This is a genomic window from Heterorhizobium halophytocola, assembly GCF_017873095.1.
Classification (GTDB): Bacteria; Pseudomonadota; Alphaproteobacteria; order Rhizobiales; family Rhizobiaceae; genus Allorhizobium; species Allorhizobium halophytocola.
Window position 1 is genome coordinate 119,035 of sequence record NZ_JAGGJU010000004.1, and the last position, 16,060, is coordinate 135,094.

The 16,060-nt window shown below is 63.6% G+C and carries 16 protein-coding genes and 2 tRNA genes; 7 read left to right on the top strand and 11 right to left on the bottom strand.

Annotated elements, in window-relative coordinates; all coding sequences use genetic code 11:
* Positions 1 to 14: 14 nt before the first annotated feature.
* Entirely contained in the window at positions 15 to 2,096 is a 2,082-nt protein-coding gene (gene glgX / locus J2Z17_RS08400) for a glycogen debranching protein GlgX (protein WP_209943882.1), read from the bottom strand.
* Positions 2,097 to 2,290: 194 nt separating this feature from the next.
* Between glgX and J2Z17_RS08405 the strand changes: the two genes are divergently transcribed.
* Positions 2,291 to 2,665 carry a response regulator gene (locus tag J2Z17_RS08405; RefSeq protein WP_209943883.1) on the top strand — a complete coding sequence of 125 codons (375 nt, stop codon included), beginning with the start codon at positions 2,291 to 2,293 and terminating at the stop codon, positions 2,663 to 2,665.
* 117 nt (positions 2,666 to 2,782) lie between these two features.
* Here J2Z17_RS08405 and J2Z17_RS08410 read toward each other — a convergent pair whose 3' ends face one another.
* The 3 genes from J2Z17_RS08410 to J2Z17_RS08420 form a co-directional block, all read right to left on the bottom strand.
* Positions 2,783 to 3,283, bottom strand: coding sequence for a YciE/YciF ferroxidase family protein (locus tag J2Z17_RS08410; protein ID WP_209943884.1), 501 nt, complete (start codon positions 3,281 to 3,283; stop codon positions 2,783 to 2,785).
* 86 nt (positions 3,284 to 3,369) lie between these two features.
* Positions 3,370 to 3,660 carry a BON domain-containing protein gene (locus J2Z17_RS08415; protein WP_209943885.1) on the bottom strand — a complete coding sequence of 97 codons (291 nt, stop codon included), beginning with the start codon at positions 3,658 to 3,660 and terminating at the stop codon, positions 3,370 to 3,372.
* A 234-nt stretch (positions 3,661 to 3,894) separates the two neighbouring features.
* Positions 3,895 to 3,971: transfer RNA gene (locus J2Z17_RS08420), tRNA-Pro, on the bottom strand.
* A gap of 321 nt (positions 3,972 to 4,292) precedes the next feature.
* Here J2Z17_RS08420 and J2Z17_RS08425 point away from each other — a divergent pair.
* The gene (locus tag J2Z17_RS08425; protein ID WP_209943886.1) at positions 4,293 to 4,688 is read left to right on the top strand and encodes a hypothetical protein; all 396 of its coding nucleotides are present in this window, start codon (positions 4,293 to 4,295) and stop codon (positions 4,686 to 4,688) included.
* 77 nt (positions 4,689 to 4,765) lie between these two features.
* Here J2Z17_RS08425 and J2Z17_RS08430 read toward each other — a convergent pair whose 3' ends face one another.
* Together J2Z17_RS08430 and J2Z17_RS08435 are read right to left on the bottom strand one after the other, a co-directional pair.
* Positions 4,766 to 5,731, bottom strand: a complete 966-nt coding sequence (locus J2Z17_RS08430; RefSeq protein WP_209943887.1) for a flagellin N-terminal helical domain-containing protein — start codon at positions 5,729 to 5,731, stop codon at positions 4,766 to 4,768.
* Between the two features lie 221 nt (positions 5,732 to 5,952).
* Positions 5,953 to 6,026 (bottom strand) — tRNA-Gln (locus J2Z17_RS08435).
* Between the two features lie 333 nt (positions 6,027 to 6,359).
* Here J2Z17_RS08435 and J2Z17_RS08440 point away from each other — a divergent pair.
* The 3 genes from J2Z17_RS08440 (at position 6,360) to J2Z17_RS08450 (ending at position 8,412) form a co-directional block, all read left to right on the top strand.
* Positions 6,360 to 6,920: a type 1 glutamine amidotransferase domain-containing protein gene (locus J2Z17_RS08440; protein WP_209943888.1), complete on the top strand. Its 561-nt coding sequence runs from the start codon at positions 6,360 to 6,362 to the stop codon at positions 6,918 to 6,920.
* Between the two features lie 250 nt (positions 6,921 to 7,170).
* Positions 7,171 to 7,467, top strand: coding sequence for a cupin domain-containing protein (locus tag J2Z17_RS08445; RefSeq protein WP_209943889.1), 297 nt, complete (start codon positions 7,171 to 7,173; stop codon positions 7,465 to 7,467).
* 33 nt (positions 7,468 to 7,500) lie between these two features.
* The gene (locus J2Z17_RS08450; protein WP_209944319.1) at positions 7,501 to 8,412 is read left to right on the top strand and encodes an MBL fold metallo-hydrolase; all 912 of its coding nucleotides are present in this window, start codon (positions 7,501 to 7,503) and stop codon (positions 8,410 to 8,412) included.
* Positions 8,413 to 8,517: 105 nt separating this feature from the next.
* Here the strand turns inward: J2Z17_RS08450 and J2Z17_RS08455 are convergent, their stop codons facing one another.
* From J2Z17_RS08455 to J2Z17_RS08470, 4 genes are all read right to left on the bottom strand, one after another.
* On the bottom strand, positions 8,518 to 9,432 hold the full coding sequence (locus J2Z17_RS08455) for a DUF1499 domain-containing protein (protein ID WP_209943890.1): 915 nt from the start codon (positions 9,430 to 9,432) through the stop codon (positions 8,518 to 8,520).
* 142 nt (positions 9,433 to 9,574) lie between these two features.
* Positions 9,575 to 10,597: a hypothetical protein gene (locus J2Z17_RS08460; RefSeq protein ID WP_209943891.1), complete on the bottom strand. Its 1,023-nt coding sequence runs from the start codon at positions 10,595 to 10,597 to the stop codon at positions 9,575 to 9,577.
* Between the two features lie 12 nt (positions 10,598 to 10,609).
* Positions 10,610 to 13,279, bottom strand: a complete 2,670-nt coding sequence (gene ppdK / locus J2Z17_RS08465; RefSeq protein ID WP_209943892.1) for a pyruvate, phosphate dikinase — start codon at positions 13,277 to 13,279, stop codon at positions 10,610 to 10,612.
* A 120-nt stretch (positions 13,280 to 13,399) separates the two neighbouring features.
* The gene (locus tag J2Z17_RS08470; protein ID WP_209943893.1) at positions 13,400 to 14,290 is read right to left on the bottom strand and encodes a LysR family transcriptional regulator; all 891 of its coding nucleotides are present in this window, start codon (positions 14,288 to 14,290) and stop codon (positions 13,400 to 13,402) included.
* Between the two features lie 128 nt (positions 14,291 to 14,418).
* On the opposite strand from J2Z17_RS08470, the gene J2Z17_RS08475 reads away from it, so the two are divergent.
* On the top strand, positions 14,419 to 14,748 hold the full coding sequence (locus J2Z17_RS08475) for a YjiS-like domain-containing protein (RefSeq protein ID WP_245223960.1): 330 nt from the start codon (positions 14,419 to 14,421) through the stop codon (positions 14,746 to 14,748).
* On the opposite strand, the gene J2Z17_RS08480 is transcribed toward J2Z17_RS08475, so the two are convergent.
* On the bottom strand, positions 14,731 to 15,159 hold the full coding sequence (locus J2Z17_RS08480) for an Ivy family c-type lysozyme inhibitor (RefSeq protein WP_209943894.1): 429 nt from the start codon (positions 15,157 to 15,159) through the stop codon (positions 14,731 to 14,733). The genes J2Z17_RS08475 and J2Z17_RS08480 overlap by 18 nt on opposite strands.
* Before the next feature lie 251 nt (positions 15,160 to 15,410).
* Here J2Z17_RS08480 and J2Z17_RS08485 point away from each other — a divergent pair, with 251 nt between their 5' ends.
* Complete coding sequence (locus tag J2Z17_RS08485; RefSeq protein WP_209943895.1) at positions 15,411 to 16,055, top strand: glutathione S-transferase family protein; 645 nt, start codon at positions 15,411 to 15,413, stop codon at positions 16,053 to 16,055.
* The last annotated feature ends 5 nt before the right edge of the window (positions 16,056 to 16,060 follow it).

A 16,060-nucleotide genomic window follows, 5' to 3' on the forward strand; every position in this document is an offset into this window, starting at 1 on the left:
GACCCAAGTCTAACTCACGTGGCAATCGAAAATAACCCTAGGCTTCGCGGGGGCATGCGAAATGTTGCACCACTTTCAATCACGTACGGCTCGACATCCGGATCGTCCGTGCTGAGTTCGAGACGCCAGCGGCCATCCCCTTCCGGCAGGGCGAATTCCGTCTCCTCATCCACCGGGTTAAACAGCAGCAGGAGTTCGGACCAGACTTCCGGTTCGCCTTCGAGGTCATCGCGGCGCAATCGAAGCGTCAGCGTGTTGCCGTCCAGCCAGTGCTCGGGCAGTTGCTCGCCACCTTCCGCATTGTGCCATTCGATGACGGTACCGTCGCGCCAGTTCTCACGCCGCAACAGCGGCTGCGCCTTGCGCAGCGCGATCAGCTTGCGGGTGAAGTCGCGCAGGCTGTCACAGGTCTCAGGCAGGTCTTCCCAATGCAGCCAGCTGATGTCGCTGTCCTGGCAATAGCCGTTGTTATTGCCCATCTGCGAGCGGCCGAATTCGTCGCCGGCCAGCAGCATCGGCGTACCATGCGAGAAGAACAGGGACGCCAGGAAATTGCGCTTCTGCCGCTCGCGTACGGCGTTGATTCCCTCGTCCTCCGTCGGCCCTTCCGCGCCGTAATTGTGGCTCAGATTGTTGTTGTGGCCGTCATTGTTATCCTCGCCATTGGCATCATTGTGCTTACCGTCATAGGAGACGAGATCGTTCAGGGTGAAGCCGTCATGGGCGCAGACGAAATTGACGCTCGACCAGGGGCGTCGGCCGCGCTTGTCGTAGATGTCGCCGGAGCCGAGAATGCGGGCGGCAAAGTCGGGCGCGGAATTGTCGCCGTTCAGCCAGTATTCGCGCACGCTGTCGCGATATTTGTCGTTCCATTCGGCCCAGCCCGGCGGAAAGCCGCCGACCTGGTAACCGCCCGGCCCGATATCCCAGGGTTCGCCGATCAGCTTGACGCCGGACAGGACCGGGTCCTGCTGCACGGCATCGAAGAAGCCGCCGCGCTGGTCGAAGCCTTCGGGCTCGCGGCCGAGAATGGTGCCGAGGTCGAAACGGAAGCCGTCGACATGCATCTCCTCGGTCCAGTAGCGCAGGCTGTCCATGACCATCTGCAGCACGCGCGGCTGCGACGTGTTGACCGTGTTCCCGGTGCCTGTGTCGTTGATATAGTAACGGTGATTGTCCGGAAGGGTGCGGTAGTAGGAGAAATTGTCGATGCCCTTGAAGGACAGGGTCGGGCCGAGCTCGTTGCCTTCGGCCGTGTGGTTGTAGACCACGTCGAGGATGACCTCGATATTCGCATCGTGCAGGGCCCGCACCATGTCGCGGAACCCCTGAGTGCCGCGTGGCCCGAAATAGCGGGCGGCCGGCGCAAAGAAGCCAAGCGTATTGTAGCCCCAGTAGTTCTTCAGACCCTTTTCCTGCAGATAGCTGTCGTCGGGAAAGGCATGGATCGGCATCAGTTCGACCGAGGTGATGCCAAGGCTGCGGATGTAATCCACTGCCGCCTTGTGGCCGAGTCCCTCGAAGGTGCCGCGCAGGTCCTGCGGGATCGCCGGATTGAGCTGCGTGAAACCCTTCACATGGGTCTCGTAGACGATGGTATCGGCCCAGGAGATCTGTGGCCGCCGGTCATTGGCCCAATCGACCGCGCCCGGGTCCGTCACCCGGCATTTCGGCATGAAGGGCGCACTGTCGCTGTCGTTGAAGGAAAGGTCCTTTTCCTCGCTTTCGAGGTCGTAGCCGAACACTTCCTGCCCCCACGTCACATCCCCCACCAGTTCGCGCGCGTACGGATCGATCAGCAGCTTGTTGGGATTGAAACGGTGACCGTTTGACGGGTCATAGGGGCCGTGAACGCGGTATCCATAGAGCGCACCCGGCTTCAACCCGGGGATGTAGCCATGCCAGACCTCGTTGGTGAATTCCGGCAGAGTGATCCGAGCGGTCTCGGTCTTGCCGGCCGGATCGAACAGCACGAGTTCGACGCGTTCGGCATGGGCCGAGAACAGCGCGAAATTGACGCCTTCGCCATCGAAAACCGCCCCGCGCCGGCTTGGATCACCGGGCTTGACTTCATACGTGCTGCGCAACGTGTCCATATATGACGTTCCTGTGCGAGAGAATGCCCCTGAGGCTCGCCTTAAATGCGGGAGCATCGGCTTTGTTCCGCAGCGCACCATGAGCGGCGTCGAGATTAACCCTTCATCAACCATAAGAAGCACTTTTCTGTGCCAGTTTCGAACAAATACACGTCCATGGCGTTTTCCTTGTGCAACGCCGAATGGAGACCGACATGGCAGGCATTTCAGAGTTACCGAGCGAGACGATTCTCGTCGTGGAAGACAACGCCCTCTTGGCGCTCGATGCCGCCAGCAGTGTTACGGCGGCCGGCTTCGACGTGGTGATGACGGGCCGCGGTGGCGAAGCCCTGACGCTTCTCGAAAGCCGGCGGTTCCGCGCAGCCATCCTCGACTATCAGGTGCAGGACGGCACGATCCTGAAAGTGATCCGCCGCCTGAATGACGGCAAGATCCCGTTCCGGATCGTATCGGGCATGGCCCCCGGACTGATCGAGCGCGAAGGCATACCGCCCGGCGTGATCCGCTCCAAGCCGCTGAGCTATGACCAGGTGGTCGACGATCTCGTCGCATCGACGCGGCTGATGTAACAAGCGAAGGCGCGACATCATCGGCCTGTCCCCACAATCAACACAAACGCCCATGGAAAAGGCCGGCTTCGAGGGAAGCCGGCCTTTGTTCTTGCATTCCGTCAAGCCGAGGAGCTCTCACGCCGCCTTTTTCTGTGCCGCCAGGTTGATCGTCGTCTTGGCAAGCTTGGTCAACAGCTCGTCGGTCTTCGATTCCTCGTCCAGGGTTTCCTGAAGAAGTTTTGCCGCATCCTTCATACCGAGTTCCTCGGCCCAGCTGCGCAGGCTGCCGTAACGGCTGATCTCGTAGTGTTCGACCGCCTGGGCGACCGCCAGCAGGCCGGCATCGAGCGCCGCCGTACCCTTGAACTCATCGAGGATCTCCTCGCCTTCGGAGACGATCCCTTCGATGGCGTCGCAAGTCTTGGCCCGCGGCCGCTTGCCGATGATCTCGAACACCTGCTGCAGGCGCTCGATCTGGCCCTCGGTCTCGTCGCGATGCGTGAGAAAGGCCTGCTTCAGCTCTTCAGACTGGGCGCCGCGTGCCATTTTGGGCAGGGTTTTCAGGATCTTGCGCTCTGCGTAATAGATGTCTCGCAGAGTGTCGTGAAACAGATCGTCCAGCGTTTTGTCAGCCATGCTACTCTCTCCCTAAAGTGGCAGAATTGCCGCTGCTACAATTCCAACCTGAGGCGTTGGTTCCGATGGCGACCGGCGAAATATGATTATCCGAGATGACGCTCGGCCGCATTGATCACCTCCAGTTCCAGGGTGACGCTTTCGACGCCTGGAATGGAGCGCACGATCTGCAGCGCGCGTTCGACTTCGCTCGGCTCGGCCACCGTGCCGGACAGCACGATGCCGCCATCGCGCTGCGTCACGCTGATGCCGGTCGCATCCACCCCGTCGGTGGTCGCCAGCAGGTCGGCCGCGACGATCTCGAGGCTGGGTTGGGGCGGATTCTCGATCTCGACTTCGGGTGGCTCGCCATGAAAGGTTGCGGGTTTGAATACCATGACATCGTCCTCGCGCGTTGCGGGCGGCCGGGATCGGCGCGCTCTTTTTCTAGAATCGAATTCTCGTCAAATTCAATTCGCATGAGCTGAGATTTGTTCCAGCGACGGCTTGCGATGCAAGGCGGCAGCGGATGACGGCAATCCGCAAAGCCATCGACCCGACTTCGGTTCGATCAGCCAGATCGCAGAGGATATCGACAAATTTTCGGGAGGGGAAAACCGAACGGTTTTGGCTGGTCGGAGTGGCAGGATTTGAACCTGCGACCCCCACGTCCCGAACGTGGTGCGCTACCAGGCTGCGCTACACTCCGTGACCAGCGGCGCCTCTATAGACCAGCCGTTTTTGATGCACAAGCGGGATTTTGGAAAAATCGGAAGATGCGCATCCCAAGCGAGCGGCAAGCGGTCCTCGACCGTGCAAGAAAGTCGGTTCCCCGTGGCCCGCCAAAGCGTTGCGCCGCCGCATCAGGTGGAAGATTTCACCGCGACGGACGGGCTGCCGATTTCATCGTGAAGGAAATCGCGATAAAGCCGGACGGGACGGCATCGCGCCCGGGACGGCGCGGGGTCATGCGGACAATTGGGCTCCAAGGCCGATCATGGCAGGCGGGCGATCAGGGATAATGAAAAACATGCGCTTTCTTCGACTTCTCAGTGCCGGCCTGATGCTTGCTGCCGCGGGATGCACCACCACGAGCGGCACGCGCAATGCCGTCGAGGCCCGCTGGAACGGCCAGTCGGCCGGTGCGTTCTTCGCCGAATTCGGCGCGCCGTCGAGCGATACGCCGGCCGGCGGCACCACGCTCTATTCCTGGCGCGGCGGCCACAAGACGCGCACCATCGCCGCCACCTACGAGACGCTGCCGAATGGCAAGCGCGGCAAGCGCCTGACCCCCGCCCGCGTCGAATACATGAACTGCGCGGTGCAGCTTTCCGTCAGCCCGGACTACACGATCCGCAGCGTGCGCATCGTGGTCGACAAGCCCGGCCAGAACGGCAAGACCTATTGCGAAGAACTGCTGGGCTGAGCGCGCAGGATTGCGCAGGAAGGATTGGGCGCATCGGGGCGTGGCATTTGTGCCCTCCCCGGCACGCCGGTGCCAGATCAGTTGAACAGCTGGCGGAAGACCGAGGCGCTGGCATTGATGATCGACAGCGACTGGGAGCCGAGCATGCGCTGCGCCTGCAGCGCGCGCAGTCTCGACGATTCCTGGTCCATGTCGGCATCGACCATCTTGCCGACCCCGCGGCTCAAGGAATCGGTCAGATTGCCGGCAAAGCTGGTCTGCAGGGCCACGCGTGACGACAGCGAGCCGAGCGTGCTGCCGACATCGATCGCCCGCTCCGCCATGGCATCGACCACGGTGATCATCTCGTCGATATCGGCATCGCTGGTGGTCTTGGACAGCGCCATCTCGGTGTGGATGGGGCCATTCTCGCCGTTGAACAGCACCCAGTCCTTCGACGTACCAAGCTCGCTTGCAAAACCGCTGCCGGTCAGGATGCCGCTTTCGCCGGAGGCGTCGTCCACGAGGAAATTGACGTCCGAGGTGCCGGCCTGGCCGGCGATCTCATAGGTCATGTCGACCAGCTTGATGGTGCCGTCCGCCGACCGGTTGAACGAGGCGACGAGGTTGCGGTCGGCATCCTGCGATGCATCGCTGCGCCACAGCCAGTTCTCGCCGGAAAACGACGAGGCATGGGCAACGCTCTTCAGCTGCGCCTTCAACTCGTCGAGATCGGTGCCGATCTTTTCCCGGTCGACGCCGGGCTCTCGCGCCAGAACCAGCAATGCCTTCACATCCTTCAAGGCTTCCGTCGCGTTGGAAAAGCCGTTGGCGGCGGTGTCGACCACGGCGGCGGCCATGCCGAGCGCATCCTCAACCGCCGAAAGGGTCTTGGAATCCGATCGCATGGTGGTGGCGATCGACCAGTAGGCCGCATCGTCGGCCGCCGTCGCCACCGCATAGCCGGTGGACACCCGCCGCTCGGCCGAATTGATCTGGCTGCCATTGGCGCGCAGGACCTCAAGCGCGGTTTTGGTATTGGTATTGGTAAGCAATGTGATCATCAAAATACTCGTAGTGACGCAATACAGATGACGAGACGCAGCGAACGGCCTTGATCACATGCCGCATCCGCCCCGCGACGTCCTCACACGCCGCAGGCATATTTATAAAAGCGTTAGGGTTAATGGCGGGGGAACAAGCATGGTTAACAGGGGGTTAGCCCTGCCGCCTCACGATGGCGCCGGCACGCAGGCGGGAGCGAGAACCGTGGAAGCCTGCAAAGTGGCTGGGGTGCCTGGATTCGAACCAGGGATGGCGGTACCAAAAACCACTGCCTTACCGCTTGGCTACACCCCAATGCCGGGGGCTGAAATCGCCGTGTGGAACACTGCGTCGCCCGGAACGCCTGATTAGCAAAGCTTCCGTTCTGCGGCAATCACTGGAATGACTTTTTTCCACCATCTTGCGGCGGCCGCCTTGCGCCAGGCGCGCAGAAGCGGTTCTGCGGCGACCGGGCCTGCATATGCTGTGGCGGTTGCAGCTGAAAGTCGCGCTTTCGCAGCGCGCCGCGCGAAACCGGTGGCGCCCACAAGTTCCATGCGACGAAGACATAAAAATCCGGGAACCTTCCCCTCGGCTCGTCGGTTGTAGGGTCACATTCTAAGACAAACCGAAAGAAGGAGTTACCACATGGTTGCTATCACATCCGCACGGGTACTCATTCTGGCCACTGACGGGTATGAACGCTCGGAGCTGCGTGTACCCTATGACAAGCTGCGCCAGCAGGGTGCCAAGGTGAAGATCGCCTCGCTTGCGACCGATCCGATCAAGAGCTGGGACAAGACAGACTGGGGCGACACGATCGATGTCGACCTGACGGTCGAGCAGGTTTCGATCGACGATTTCGATTGCCTCGTCATTCCCGGCGGCCAGATCAACCCGGATCTGTTGCGCAAGGAAGACACCGCCGTCGATCTGGTCAAGCAGTTCGTCTCTTCCGGCAAGGTCGTTGCCGCGATCTGCCACGGTCCGTGGCTGCTGGTCGAGGCCAATGCCCTCAAGGGACGTGATGCCACGTCGTTCAGCTCGATCCGTACCGACCTGATCAATGCCGGCGCCAACTGGCAGGACAAGGAAGTCGTGACAGACGAGGGGATCATCACCTCGCGTTCGCCTGACGATCTGGATGCCTTCGTGGCCAAGATCGTCGAGGAAATCGGCGAAGGACGCCATCAGCGTCACGCCGCTTGAAGCCGCGAAGCTCATAATCCGGTTCAAGAGATCTGCCTAGCCCGGCAGAGGCCGCGCCTGCTCGAATGTCCCGTCGGGGTGGACAGACGGGTGGGCGCGGCATTTTTTATGGTCCACCATCAGTTGGTAGCCAATCTGCGACCCGCCGAAACGACACACCAAGCGTGCGGACGCGTGCTCCGACCCCTGCCCTTTCCAGCGGCCCCCTCAACCGCTAAGACTGCTGCCAGTCCATGCGAGGAACTTGGTCATGCCCGGATTTTCCGCCCGCCCGCCTGCAATTGCCAGCCTGCTGGTCGATGATGCCGTCGTGGGCGTCACGCGCTGGGATTTCGAACCGGGGGCCGCGACCGGCCACCATACCCACGGACTGCGCTATGTCGTCGTGCCGATGACCGACTGCAGCTTCCTGATCGAGGGCCCTGACGGGGAGAGCCGCGCCTTTTCCAGGGCGGGTGAGGTCTATCGCCGCGAGGCCGGCGTGTCGCACAACGTGGTCAATGGCGGAGAGCAGCCGATGAGTTTCATCGAGATCGAGTACAAGTAAGGATGACGATGCGTGACGCGGGGCCGTTTTTCCATGTCCGACCTGCCGGTTTTTGACCTGATGTTCGAGCCTGCCTATGGCGAAGCCGTGGCGGTTGCCGACGGCGTGTCGCGCATCACCGTCAACAATCCGAGCCCCTTTACCTTTCATGGCACGAATTCCTATCTTGTCGGCCGCGAAAGCCTGGTGGTGATCGATCCGGGGCCGGAGGACGAGGCGCATTTCCAGGCGCTGCTGCGGGAGATCGGCGGACGGCCGGTCAGCCATATCCTGGTCAGCCATACGCACCGGGATCATTCGCCGCTGTCGCGCCGGCTGCAGGCCGAGACCGGCGCCGTGATCGTCGCAGAAGGCCCGCACCGGGCCTCGCGGCCGCTGCACCAGGGCGAAAGCAATCCGTTTGCCGAAAGCTCCGACAGCGCATTCGTGCCGGATATCCGGCTTGCCGATGGTGACCGGGTCGAGGCCGACGGCTTCTCGCTGACAGCGCTGCATACCCCCGGCCACACCGCAAACCACCTGGCCTTTGCGCTGGATGGCACCGGCATCCTGTTTTCCGCCGATCACGTCATGGCCTGGGCCACGACCATCGTTGCCCCGCCGGATGGCGCCATGGGAGACTACATGGCCTCGCTGGAACGCTTGATGGGCCGCGACGACCGGATCTATCTGCCGGGCCATGGCGGACCTGTGACAGCACCCGATGCTTTCCTGCGCGGGCTTCGCACTCACAGGCGAATGCGCGAGCGTGCCGTGCTGGAGCGGATCAAGGCCGGCGATCGCAAGATCCCCGAGATGGTCAAGGCGATCTACCGCGACACCGACCCGCGCCTGCACGGCGCGGCCGCCTTGTCGGTCTATGCCCATATCGAAGATCTCATTGAGAAAGGTCTGGTCTCGACCGACGGGCCGCCGCGGCTGGATGGGGTGTATCTGGCCGCTTGAGGCGCGGCGGCGATGCCGTAGCGGTCCCACCTGTAGGTAGCGCTGCACCTTTGCGTCAGTATCGTCGAGCGGTCTGGCGCTTTGCCGACCGCAAGCCCCCTGCCCTCAGTCTCCGGCAATCCCCAGCAGTTCGGCATCCAGCGCATGCAGGTAGTCTTCGGCGAGTTCGGCGCTGATACCGAGGTCTGTCGGGCCGTAGCGGCTTTGCACGCGCACGTCGACGAGCGTCGTCTCGGCCTCCTCGCGCAGCCTGATCATCGCGTCGAAGGGCAGGCCGAGGAACAGGGTGCGGGTGGAGGCCTGCAGCCGGATGACGCCCGGTTCGACGGTCGGGTCGATCTCCGCCGGCTGTTCGAGCGGTCGCGGCAGCGGTATCGGCCCGACATCCGGTGGCGCGTCATCGTCGGCTTTCGCCGCGTTCTTGTCGGCGGCCTCGTCTTCGGCCGGAAATTCCGGCAGGGCGAATTCCGTTCCGCGCGTCGCCCCGATCCGCCAGCCGGTCTTGTCGGCAACGGTGACCACCGCCTCGTAGACGCGGTCGAGTGCGCCCTCGTAGCGCCGGCCGGTCAGTCCCGGATAGGCCTCGGCCTGCCCTGCACGCTGGGCAAGGGTGATCGGCGGACGCGGCAGCCATTTCTGGTTGGCCGCGACAGGCACGATGAAGACGGGTGGCGCCGCGGTGTCGCTGGTGACGTCGTAGAGCGTCGGCAACGTCAGGCCGCGCGCCAGGCCAAACCCGACAAAGGCAAGCGGCAGCGCTGCAAAGACCAGCGCCTTGCCGGCCGCAGCGCCCCCTTCGGCGCCGTTCTGCCAAAGCTGCATCAGGCCGATCACCGCGAGCGGCACGGCAATCAGCGCCGGGATGGCGGATACCAGGGCAAGCGCCACGAAATCGGGCGTGGCCAGCGGGCCGAAGCGATGGGCGGCCACCGTCAGCACGATCATCGACGCGGCAAACACCGCCAGCCGGAATGCCATCAGGGCCGAATTGGAAACCGGGCGGTCGTAGCGGATCGTCATCAAGGGTTCATCGGTCTTTCAAGCGGCACGGCAAGGCGGGAACGAAACCGGGGCCTGGCCAGAACCGGCCCCGCGGCAAGGGCACAGACCTGCCCCCGGATGCCCTTTGTTTAGCGTTCGGCGCTTTTTCCCGCAAGCAGGGTTAGGGCGGCGGCGCCTCGCCTTGCTGCGAGGTGCCCGACGGATCCCCGCCATCGTCCCCGGGCGGATCCTGCGGCATCGCCTCGTCAGGCATGCCGTCGTCCGGGGAAACGTCCTGCGGCAGGATGTCCTGCGGTATGACGTCTCCCGGCAGGCTGCCGTCCGGCGCCATGTCCATCGTGTTCTGTTCGACATCGCTGCCCAGTTGTGGCGGCGGAGGCGCAAACGGCACCGTCGGCACATAGAGGGACACCGTGACGACGATGGCGATCACCACCAGCCAGGATCCGACGATGCGGGCCGGGATCTTCAGCCAGGGACCGGCGAATTGACGCAGCACGAAGCCGGGTGCCGCGACCAGCCAGATCGAGGAAAACAGCGTGCCGGAGGCGAAATCGGCAATGCCGACGCCCATGTCGTCGAGGCCGATGAACAGCGACATGGCAAAGGAGACGAAGGCGCTGGCAAACAGGGCGGCGTGATCGCGGACCCGCCCCGGCAGCCAGAGCACGAGACCGGTGGAGACGACGGCGCCCGGCGCGATCAGGAAGAGGTAATTGCCGAGCGGACTTTCGCGCACCGCGGTGAAGATCAGGTCGAAAAACATCAGCATCGGCAGCATCACCACGACAAAGACCGCCACGATCAGCGCTGCCCGTCGCGTGGATGCCGCCATGCCGACGGCGACGCCAAGGCCGAGCATGGCAAGCACCAGGTCATAGACCGAAAACGGGAAAAGCCAGCCGAGTTCCAGGAAGCCGTAGTCATGCGGAATGGTCTGGGAGAGGCCGAGGATGACGAAGCCGAGCAGCAGGAAGCCGACGGCAAGCCGAAAGCCGCCGGTGGCTGCCTTTTCCCGCAGTGCCGGGGGCAGGCGTCCGGCAAGCCCGGACGGTGGCAGCGCCTGCTCGGGCGCCTTCTGCGCCTCCCGCTCCAGCCGTCGGCGTTCGGCGCGGCTCAGATGCGGTTTCGCCTCCCCGGGTGCCGTATCCGGCGTTCCCCTGCTGTAATCTCCCGATGTCATCTCGAAACCCGCCTACCCCTTTGCTGCCGCGATCGCCGCCTGGGCGGCGGCAAGGCGCGCGATCGGCACGCGGAACGGCGAACACGAGACATAGTCGAGACCGACGCTTTCGCAAAACCGGATCGAGCGCGGCTCGCCGCCATGCTCGCCGCAGATGCCGAGCTTCATGTCCGGCCGGGCCTGGCGCCCGCGCTCGGCCGCAAGCTTGATCAATTCGCCGACCCCATCGAAATCGAGCGACACGAAGGGATCGTGCTCGATGATGCCCTTGCGCTGATAGGTGGCGATGAAGCTCGATGCATCGTCGCGCGAAATTCCGAAGGTGGTCTGCGTCAGGTCATTGGTACCGAAGGAAAAAAATTCGGCGGTCTCGGCGATCACATGGGCGCGCAGGGCCGCGCGCGGCAATTCGATCATCGTGCCGACAAGATAGGAAAGCTCCATGCCGGCTTCCGCCATCACCTGGCGGGCGATCCGGTCGATCACGTCCTTGACGTAGTCGAGTTCGGATTTCAGGCCGACCAGCGGCACCATGATTTCCGGCACCACCGCCGCGCCCGTGTCGCGGGCGGCCGCCACCGCCGCCTCGAAGATGGCGCGGGCCTGCATTTCCGCGATCTCGGGGTAGCAGATGGCGATGCGGCAGCCGCGATTGCCGAGCATCGGATTGAACTCGTGCAGCGCATCGACCCGGCGACGCAGGAAGGGTTCTTCCATGCCCATGCGGGCGGCAACCTCGGCCACCTCCTCGTCGGTCTTCGGCAGGAACTCGTGCAACGGCGGATCGAGCATGCGGATCGTCACCGGCAGGCCGTGCATGATCGAGAACAGCTCGGTGAAGTCGGCCCGCTGCATCGGCAGCAGCTTGTCGAGTGCCGCGCGGCGACCCTGCTCGTCCTCTGCCAGGATCATTTCGCGCATCGCATGGATGCGGTCGCCCTCGAAGAACATGTGCTCGGTGCGGCAAAGGCCGATGCCCTCGGCACCGAAATCGCGGGCCGCCCGCGCATCGGCGACCGTATCGGCATTGGTCCTGACCGTCATGCGCCGCGCTTTGTCGGCCCAGACCATCAGCTGGGCAAAATCGCCGGACAGTTCCGGCTGGCGCATCGGGACATTGCCCTTCAGCACCCGTCCGGTGGAGCCGTCTATAGTGATGATGTCGCCCTTTTTCAGCGACACGCCGAGCCCGATCAGAAGCTGGTTGCGCTGGTCGACGCGCATGGTGCCGGCACCGGCAACGCAAGGGATTCCCATGCCGCGCGCCACCACCGCCGCATGGCTCGTCATGCCGCCGCGCGTCGTCAAGATGCCCTCGGCCGCATGCATGCCGTGGATATCTTCAGGGCTGGTCTCGACCCGGACCATGATCACCTTGCGCCCCTCGGCGTCGGCGGCCACGGCATCCTCGGCGGTAAACACGATTTCGCCGGAGGCCGCACCCGGCGACGCCGGCAGGCCTGAGCCGATCACCTGGCGGTCGACCCTCGGATCGATGGTCGGGTGCAAAAGCTGGTCGAGCGAGGCCGGATCGATGCGCGACACCGCCTCTTCCTCCGAGATCAACCCTTCGGCCACCATGTCGATGGCGACCTTCATCGCCGCCCTCGTGGTCCGCTTGCCCTCGCGGGTCTGCAGCATCCACAGCTTGCCGCGCTCGATGGTGAACTCGACATCCTGCATGTCGCGGTAATGGGCTTCGAGACGGTTGCAGATGGCTGCGAATTCGCCGTACAGCGACGGCATCAGCTTTTCCAGCGACGGCTTGTCGGAGCCGGAGGCGATGCGGCCGGCCTCGGTGATCGATTGCGGCGTGCGAATGCCGGCCACCACGTCCTCGCCCTGCGCATTGACGAGGAACTCGCCGTAGAGCGCGTTTTCGCCGGTCGAAGGGTTGCGGGTAAAGGCAACACCGGTGGCCGACGACGAGCCGAGATTGCCGAACACCATGGCCTGGACATTGACCGCCGTGCCCCAGTGGCCGGGGATCTGGTGCAGGTCGCGATAGGTGACGGCGCGCGGGTTCATCCAGCTGGAGAACACTCCGCCGATGGCGCCCCAGAGCTGGGTGAACGGGTCCTGCGGAAAGGTCTGGCCGAGTTCGTCCGAAATCAGCGTCTTGTAGAGGCCGACGACATGCTGCCATTCGACGGCGGACAATTCCGTGTCGAGGTCGCGGCCGAGCCGACCCTTTTCATGCTCGAGCAATTCCTCGAACACCTCGTGGTCAAGCCCCATGACCACGTCGCCATACATCTGGATGAAGCGGCGATAGCTGTCCCAGGCAAAGCGCGCATCGCCGGCGGTGTGGCCAAGCGCCTCGACGGTTTCATCGTTGAGGCCAAGATTGAGCACGGTGTCCATCATGCCGGGCATCGAGGCCCGGGCGCCCGAGCGGACCGAGAGCAGCAGCGGATGGGCGGTATCGCCAAAGTGGCGGCCCGTCTCGCCTTCCAGCGCATGCAAGGCGTCCATCACCTCTGCGCGGATCGTCTCTTCCAGGCAGCGGCCCTTGTCGTGAAAGCGCCGGCAGGCATCGGCAATCAGCGTGAAACCGGGCGGCACCGGCAGGCCGAGACTTGCCATTTCCGCCAGATTGGCACCCTTGCCCCCCAGAAGCTCATGGTCGACAGCCCGGCCTTCGGCTTTGCCGCCACCGAACGCATAGACCCACTTGGTCATTCCTCTTCTCCACCCTTTCCATGCCATTTACAGCAATCCCTGCGGCTTGAAAACGCTGTACGATCAGATTTTGCTGCATTGCATCATAAATGCGGCATCGGTTGGGTTGATAGCCCCTTCTCATGCCCCCGTGCGCGCATGGAGCTTCAGCCACTCAAGGAAGACCGCCGCATTGCGCGGCAGCCGGTCCTGCAGATGCTCATGCGGGCGTACATAGAAACCGTCCCTGAAGGTGAGAAAGCCGGCCGGTGCCAGTAGCGCACCGGAGGCCAGCTCTTCCTCGATCAGAAAGCGCGGGGCGATCGCCACGCCCATGCCGAGCCGCGCCGCCTCGAAGGCGAGATAGAAGTGCTCATAGGCGATCTCCTTTTCGGCCCGCAGGCGGATGCCGGACATCTTCTGCCAGTTGTCCCAGACGATCTCCGCCTCGCGCCTGTCGATGCGGGTGCCACAGGAGAGCATCTTGCCGTCGAAGGTGAAGCGATGGCCGGGCGCCACCACCGGGCCCATGTGCACGTCGCCGAGCGAGATCGCATAGGGATCGACCCGGCGCGGCGCCAGCAGCCGGTCCCAGGACATCACCAGGTCCGGTGGCGGATCGAGTTCGCGGCTGCCGCGCGGGCCGATCAGGCGGATCAAGACGTCGATATCGGGATGGTCCTTGTTGAACCGCGAAATCGTCGGGATGGCCCAGACCCGGGCGAAACTGGCACTGACCGCGATGGTCACGGGCCGCGCGGCATCCGATCCCGCCAGATGCCGGTAACCCTCGCGCAGATCGGCAAAGGCCTGCGCGACGGTCCGCCCGAATTTTCGCCCTTCCAGCGTCAGCACGATGCCTGTGCCGCGCTTTGAGAACAGCTCGACGCCGGCATGCGCCTGCAACTGGTGGATCTGCTTGGAGACGGCGCCGTGGGTGCGCCCGAGCCTTATGGCCGCGGCGGTCACCGATCCGGTCTCGACAACCGCCTCGAAGGCCAGCAGCGATGCAAGCGGCGGCAATCTATCCATGGCCGGTTTCCCCAGATGATCCGCAGATCTCTACAATGTTTCTTTTTCTCACATAGCAACGCAGCATTATTCAATTTTCCCGGGCACCGGCAAGAGGCATATTCACAGACAACGACAAGGAGAAGACAATGATGCTGGAACAGTCTCAAAACACCGGCCGGATCGTCACCCTCGACACCGGCGCCCTGCTTGCCCAGCTGGAGACGCGCCGCAACGACACGGCTGATGCCAGGGATGACAGGCGGCCGGCGCCTTTCTCCTTCGTGCTGCGCTGCTGGCTGGCGCGCCGGCGGGAACGCCGGGCGCTGCGGCGGGAGTTGCCGACCATGCCGGATTGCATGCTGAAGGATTTCGGCCTGACCTATGGCGCGGCGGAGGCAATCGCCAATACGCCGTTCTGGCGGGAGACGGCCGCAACGCCGGTGAGAACGCACAGGCGTTCAGCGAACCGGCGCTGACAGGACCTTTTTCTCCGCGGCGCTGGGGTCGCCGAGAAACACCTCGCCCAGCTTGATGTCCTCGACCACCATTGCGGCATGCTTGCCGTCGCCCGAATAGAGCACGACGATGCGGCTTGCGGCACAGCGCCCGGCCTCGCAGGCGTCGAAGCGTTCATGTCTTTCCTTGCCGAGATCGACCGGCACCGAGGCAAGCGCGACATAGCGGTCGCGGTAGAGCATGTTGCGGACCCAGGTCGGGATGCCCGCCCGCCCCCGGATCAGCTTTTCCAGCGAATCGTGATGCGGTTTCGACGTCGCCACCACCTGCGGCAGGAATCGCCCACCGAGGGTTGGCTCTGCGGCATGGACGGCAAGAGCCGCAAAGGTCAAGACAAGACCGAGGCCGAGCTGAAAAGAGGCTCTGCGCATCAGATTGATATACCCACCCCGGACATCCAAATCAGCAGCCTCGTCACCTCTATCTTCCGGTCCCGGCCTCGCCCCATTAGAGCAAGGCGTCGGCGAGATGCGCGTCCTAGAACCTGTCTTTCGATGATTCAGACCTGAGAACACAATGCTCAGAGCCCGAAAGCGGTTCGCCAATTGCGCCAGACATGCTTAGGTTAGCATCAACGGCTGGCGCTTTGAAAGCCCAGGCCCTCGGCTCAGGGAGCGCGACGATGATCGAACGGCCCAAGGTTTTCGGTGCGGACTACAGTGTCTATGTGCGAATTGTCCGGCTGTGCCTGATCGAGAAGGGAATCGATTACGACCTTTTGCCGGTCGATGTCTTCGCGGAAACGGGCCCGCCATCGGACTACCTCCCGAGACATCCGTTCGGCCGGATTCCCGCCTTTGAGCATGACGGGTTTCTCCTGTTCGAGACCAGCGCGATAGCCCGCTATATCGACGAGGGTTTCCCCGGGCCGCCGCTCCAGCCATCGAACGCCCGGCAGCGCGCGCGGTGCAACCAGATGATCAGCATTGCCGACCACTACGCCTATCCCCACCTCGTATGGGGTCTCTATGTGGAAAGGCTCTCCAAGCCGGCGCGGGGCACGCCAGCAAACGAAGAGGCGATCTCGTCCATGCTCCCGAAGGCCCGCACGTGCCTGGCTGCCATGTCCGACATCATGGGGGACGCTGCGTGGCTCGCGGGCGACACCATCACGCTTGCGGACCTCTATGCCGCCCCGATGTTTGATTACGCTCTGATGACCGCCGAAGGCCGGGCGCTGATCGAACGGCACCACAATCTTTCGGCATGGTGGACGCGGGTGAAGGCGCGCCCCTCGATGGCCGCGACGACGCCGACCAGCCGCTAGCTGCA

What these genes read in the sequence shown, in the direction of transcription:
- J2Z17_RS08445 (WP_209943889.1), top strand. Translation starts at nt 7,171, where the DNA reads ATGCCCGGATTTTCCGCCCGCCCGCCTGCAATTGCCAGCCTGCTGGTC.
- J2Z17_RS08455 (WP_209943890.1), bottom strand. Translation starts at nt 9,432, where the DNA reads ATGACGATCCGCTACGACCGCCCGGTTTCCAATTCGGCCCTGATGGCA.
- ppdK (WP_209943892.1), bottom strand. Translation starts at nt 13,279, where the DNA reads ATGACCAAGTGGGTCTATGCGTTCGGTGGCGGCAAAGCCGAAGGCCGG.
- J2Z17_RS08460 (WP_209943891.1), bottom strand. Translation starts at nt 10,597, where the DNA reads ATGACATCGGGAGATTACAGCAGGGGAACGCCGGATACGGCACCCGGG.
- J2Z17_RS08480 (WP_209943894.1), bottom strand. Translation starts at nt 15,159, where the DNA reads ATGCGCAGAGCCTCTTTTCAGCTCGGCCTCGGTCTTGTCTTGACCTTT.
- J2Z17_RS08475 (WP_245223960.1), top strand. Translation starts at nt 14,419, where the DNA reads ATGATGCTGGAACAGTCTCAAAACACCGGCCGGATCGTCACCCTCGAC.
- J2Z17_RS08440 (WP_209943888.1), top strand. Translation starts at nt 6,360, where the DNA reads ATGGTTGCTATCACATCCGCACGGGTACTCATTCTGGCCACTGACGGG.
- J2Z17_RS08485 (WP_209943895.1), top strand. Translation starts at nt 15,411, where the DNA reads ATGATCGAACGGCCCAAGGTTTTCGGTGCGGACTACAGTGTCTATGTG.
- J2Z17_RS08430 (WP_209943887.1), bottom strand. Translation starts at nt 5,731, where the DNA reads ATGATCACATTGCTTACCAATACCAATACCAAAACCGCGCTTGAGGTC.
- J2Z17_RS08415 (WP_209943885.1), bottom strand. Translation starts at nt 3,660, where the DNA reads ATGGTATTCAAACCCGCAACCTTTCATGGCGAGCCACCCGAAGTCGAG.
- J2Z17_RS08425 (WP_209943886.1), top strand. Translation starts at nt 4,293, where the DNA reads ATGCGCTTTCTTCGACTTCTCAGTGCCGGCCTGATGCTTGCTGCCGCG.
- J2Z17_RS08450 (WP_209944319.1), top strand. Translation starts at nt 7,501, where the DNA reads ATGTCCGACCTGCCGGTTTTTGACCTGATGTTCGAGCCTGCCTATGGC.
- glgX (WP_209943882.1), bottom strand. Translation starts at nt 2,096, where the DNA reads ATGGACACGTTGCGCAGCACGTATGAAGTCAAGCCCGGTGATCCAAGC.
- J2Z17_RS08405 (WP_209943883.1), top strand. Translation starts at nt 2,291, where the DNA reads ATGGCAGGCATTTCAGAGTTACCGAGCGAGACGATTCTCGTCGTGGAA.
- J2Z17_RS08410 (WP_209943884.1), bottom strand. Translation starts at nt 3,283, where the DNA reads ATGGCTGACAAAACGCTGGACGATCTGTTTCACGACACTCTGCGAGAC.
- J2Z17_RS08470 (WP_209943893.1), bottom strand. Translation starts at nt 14,290, where the DNA reads ATGGATAGATTGCCGCCGCTTGCATCGCTGCTGGCCTTCGAGGCGGTT.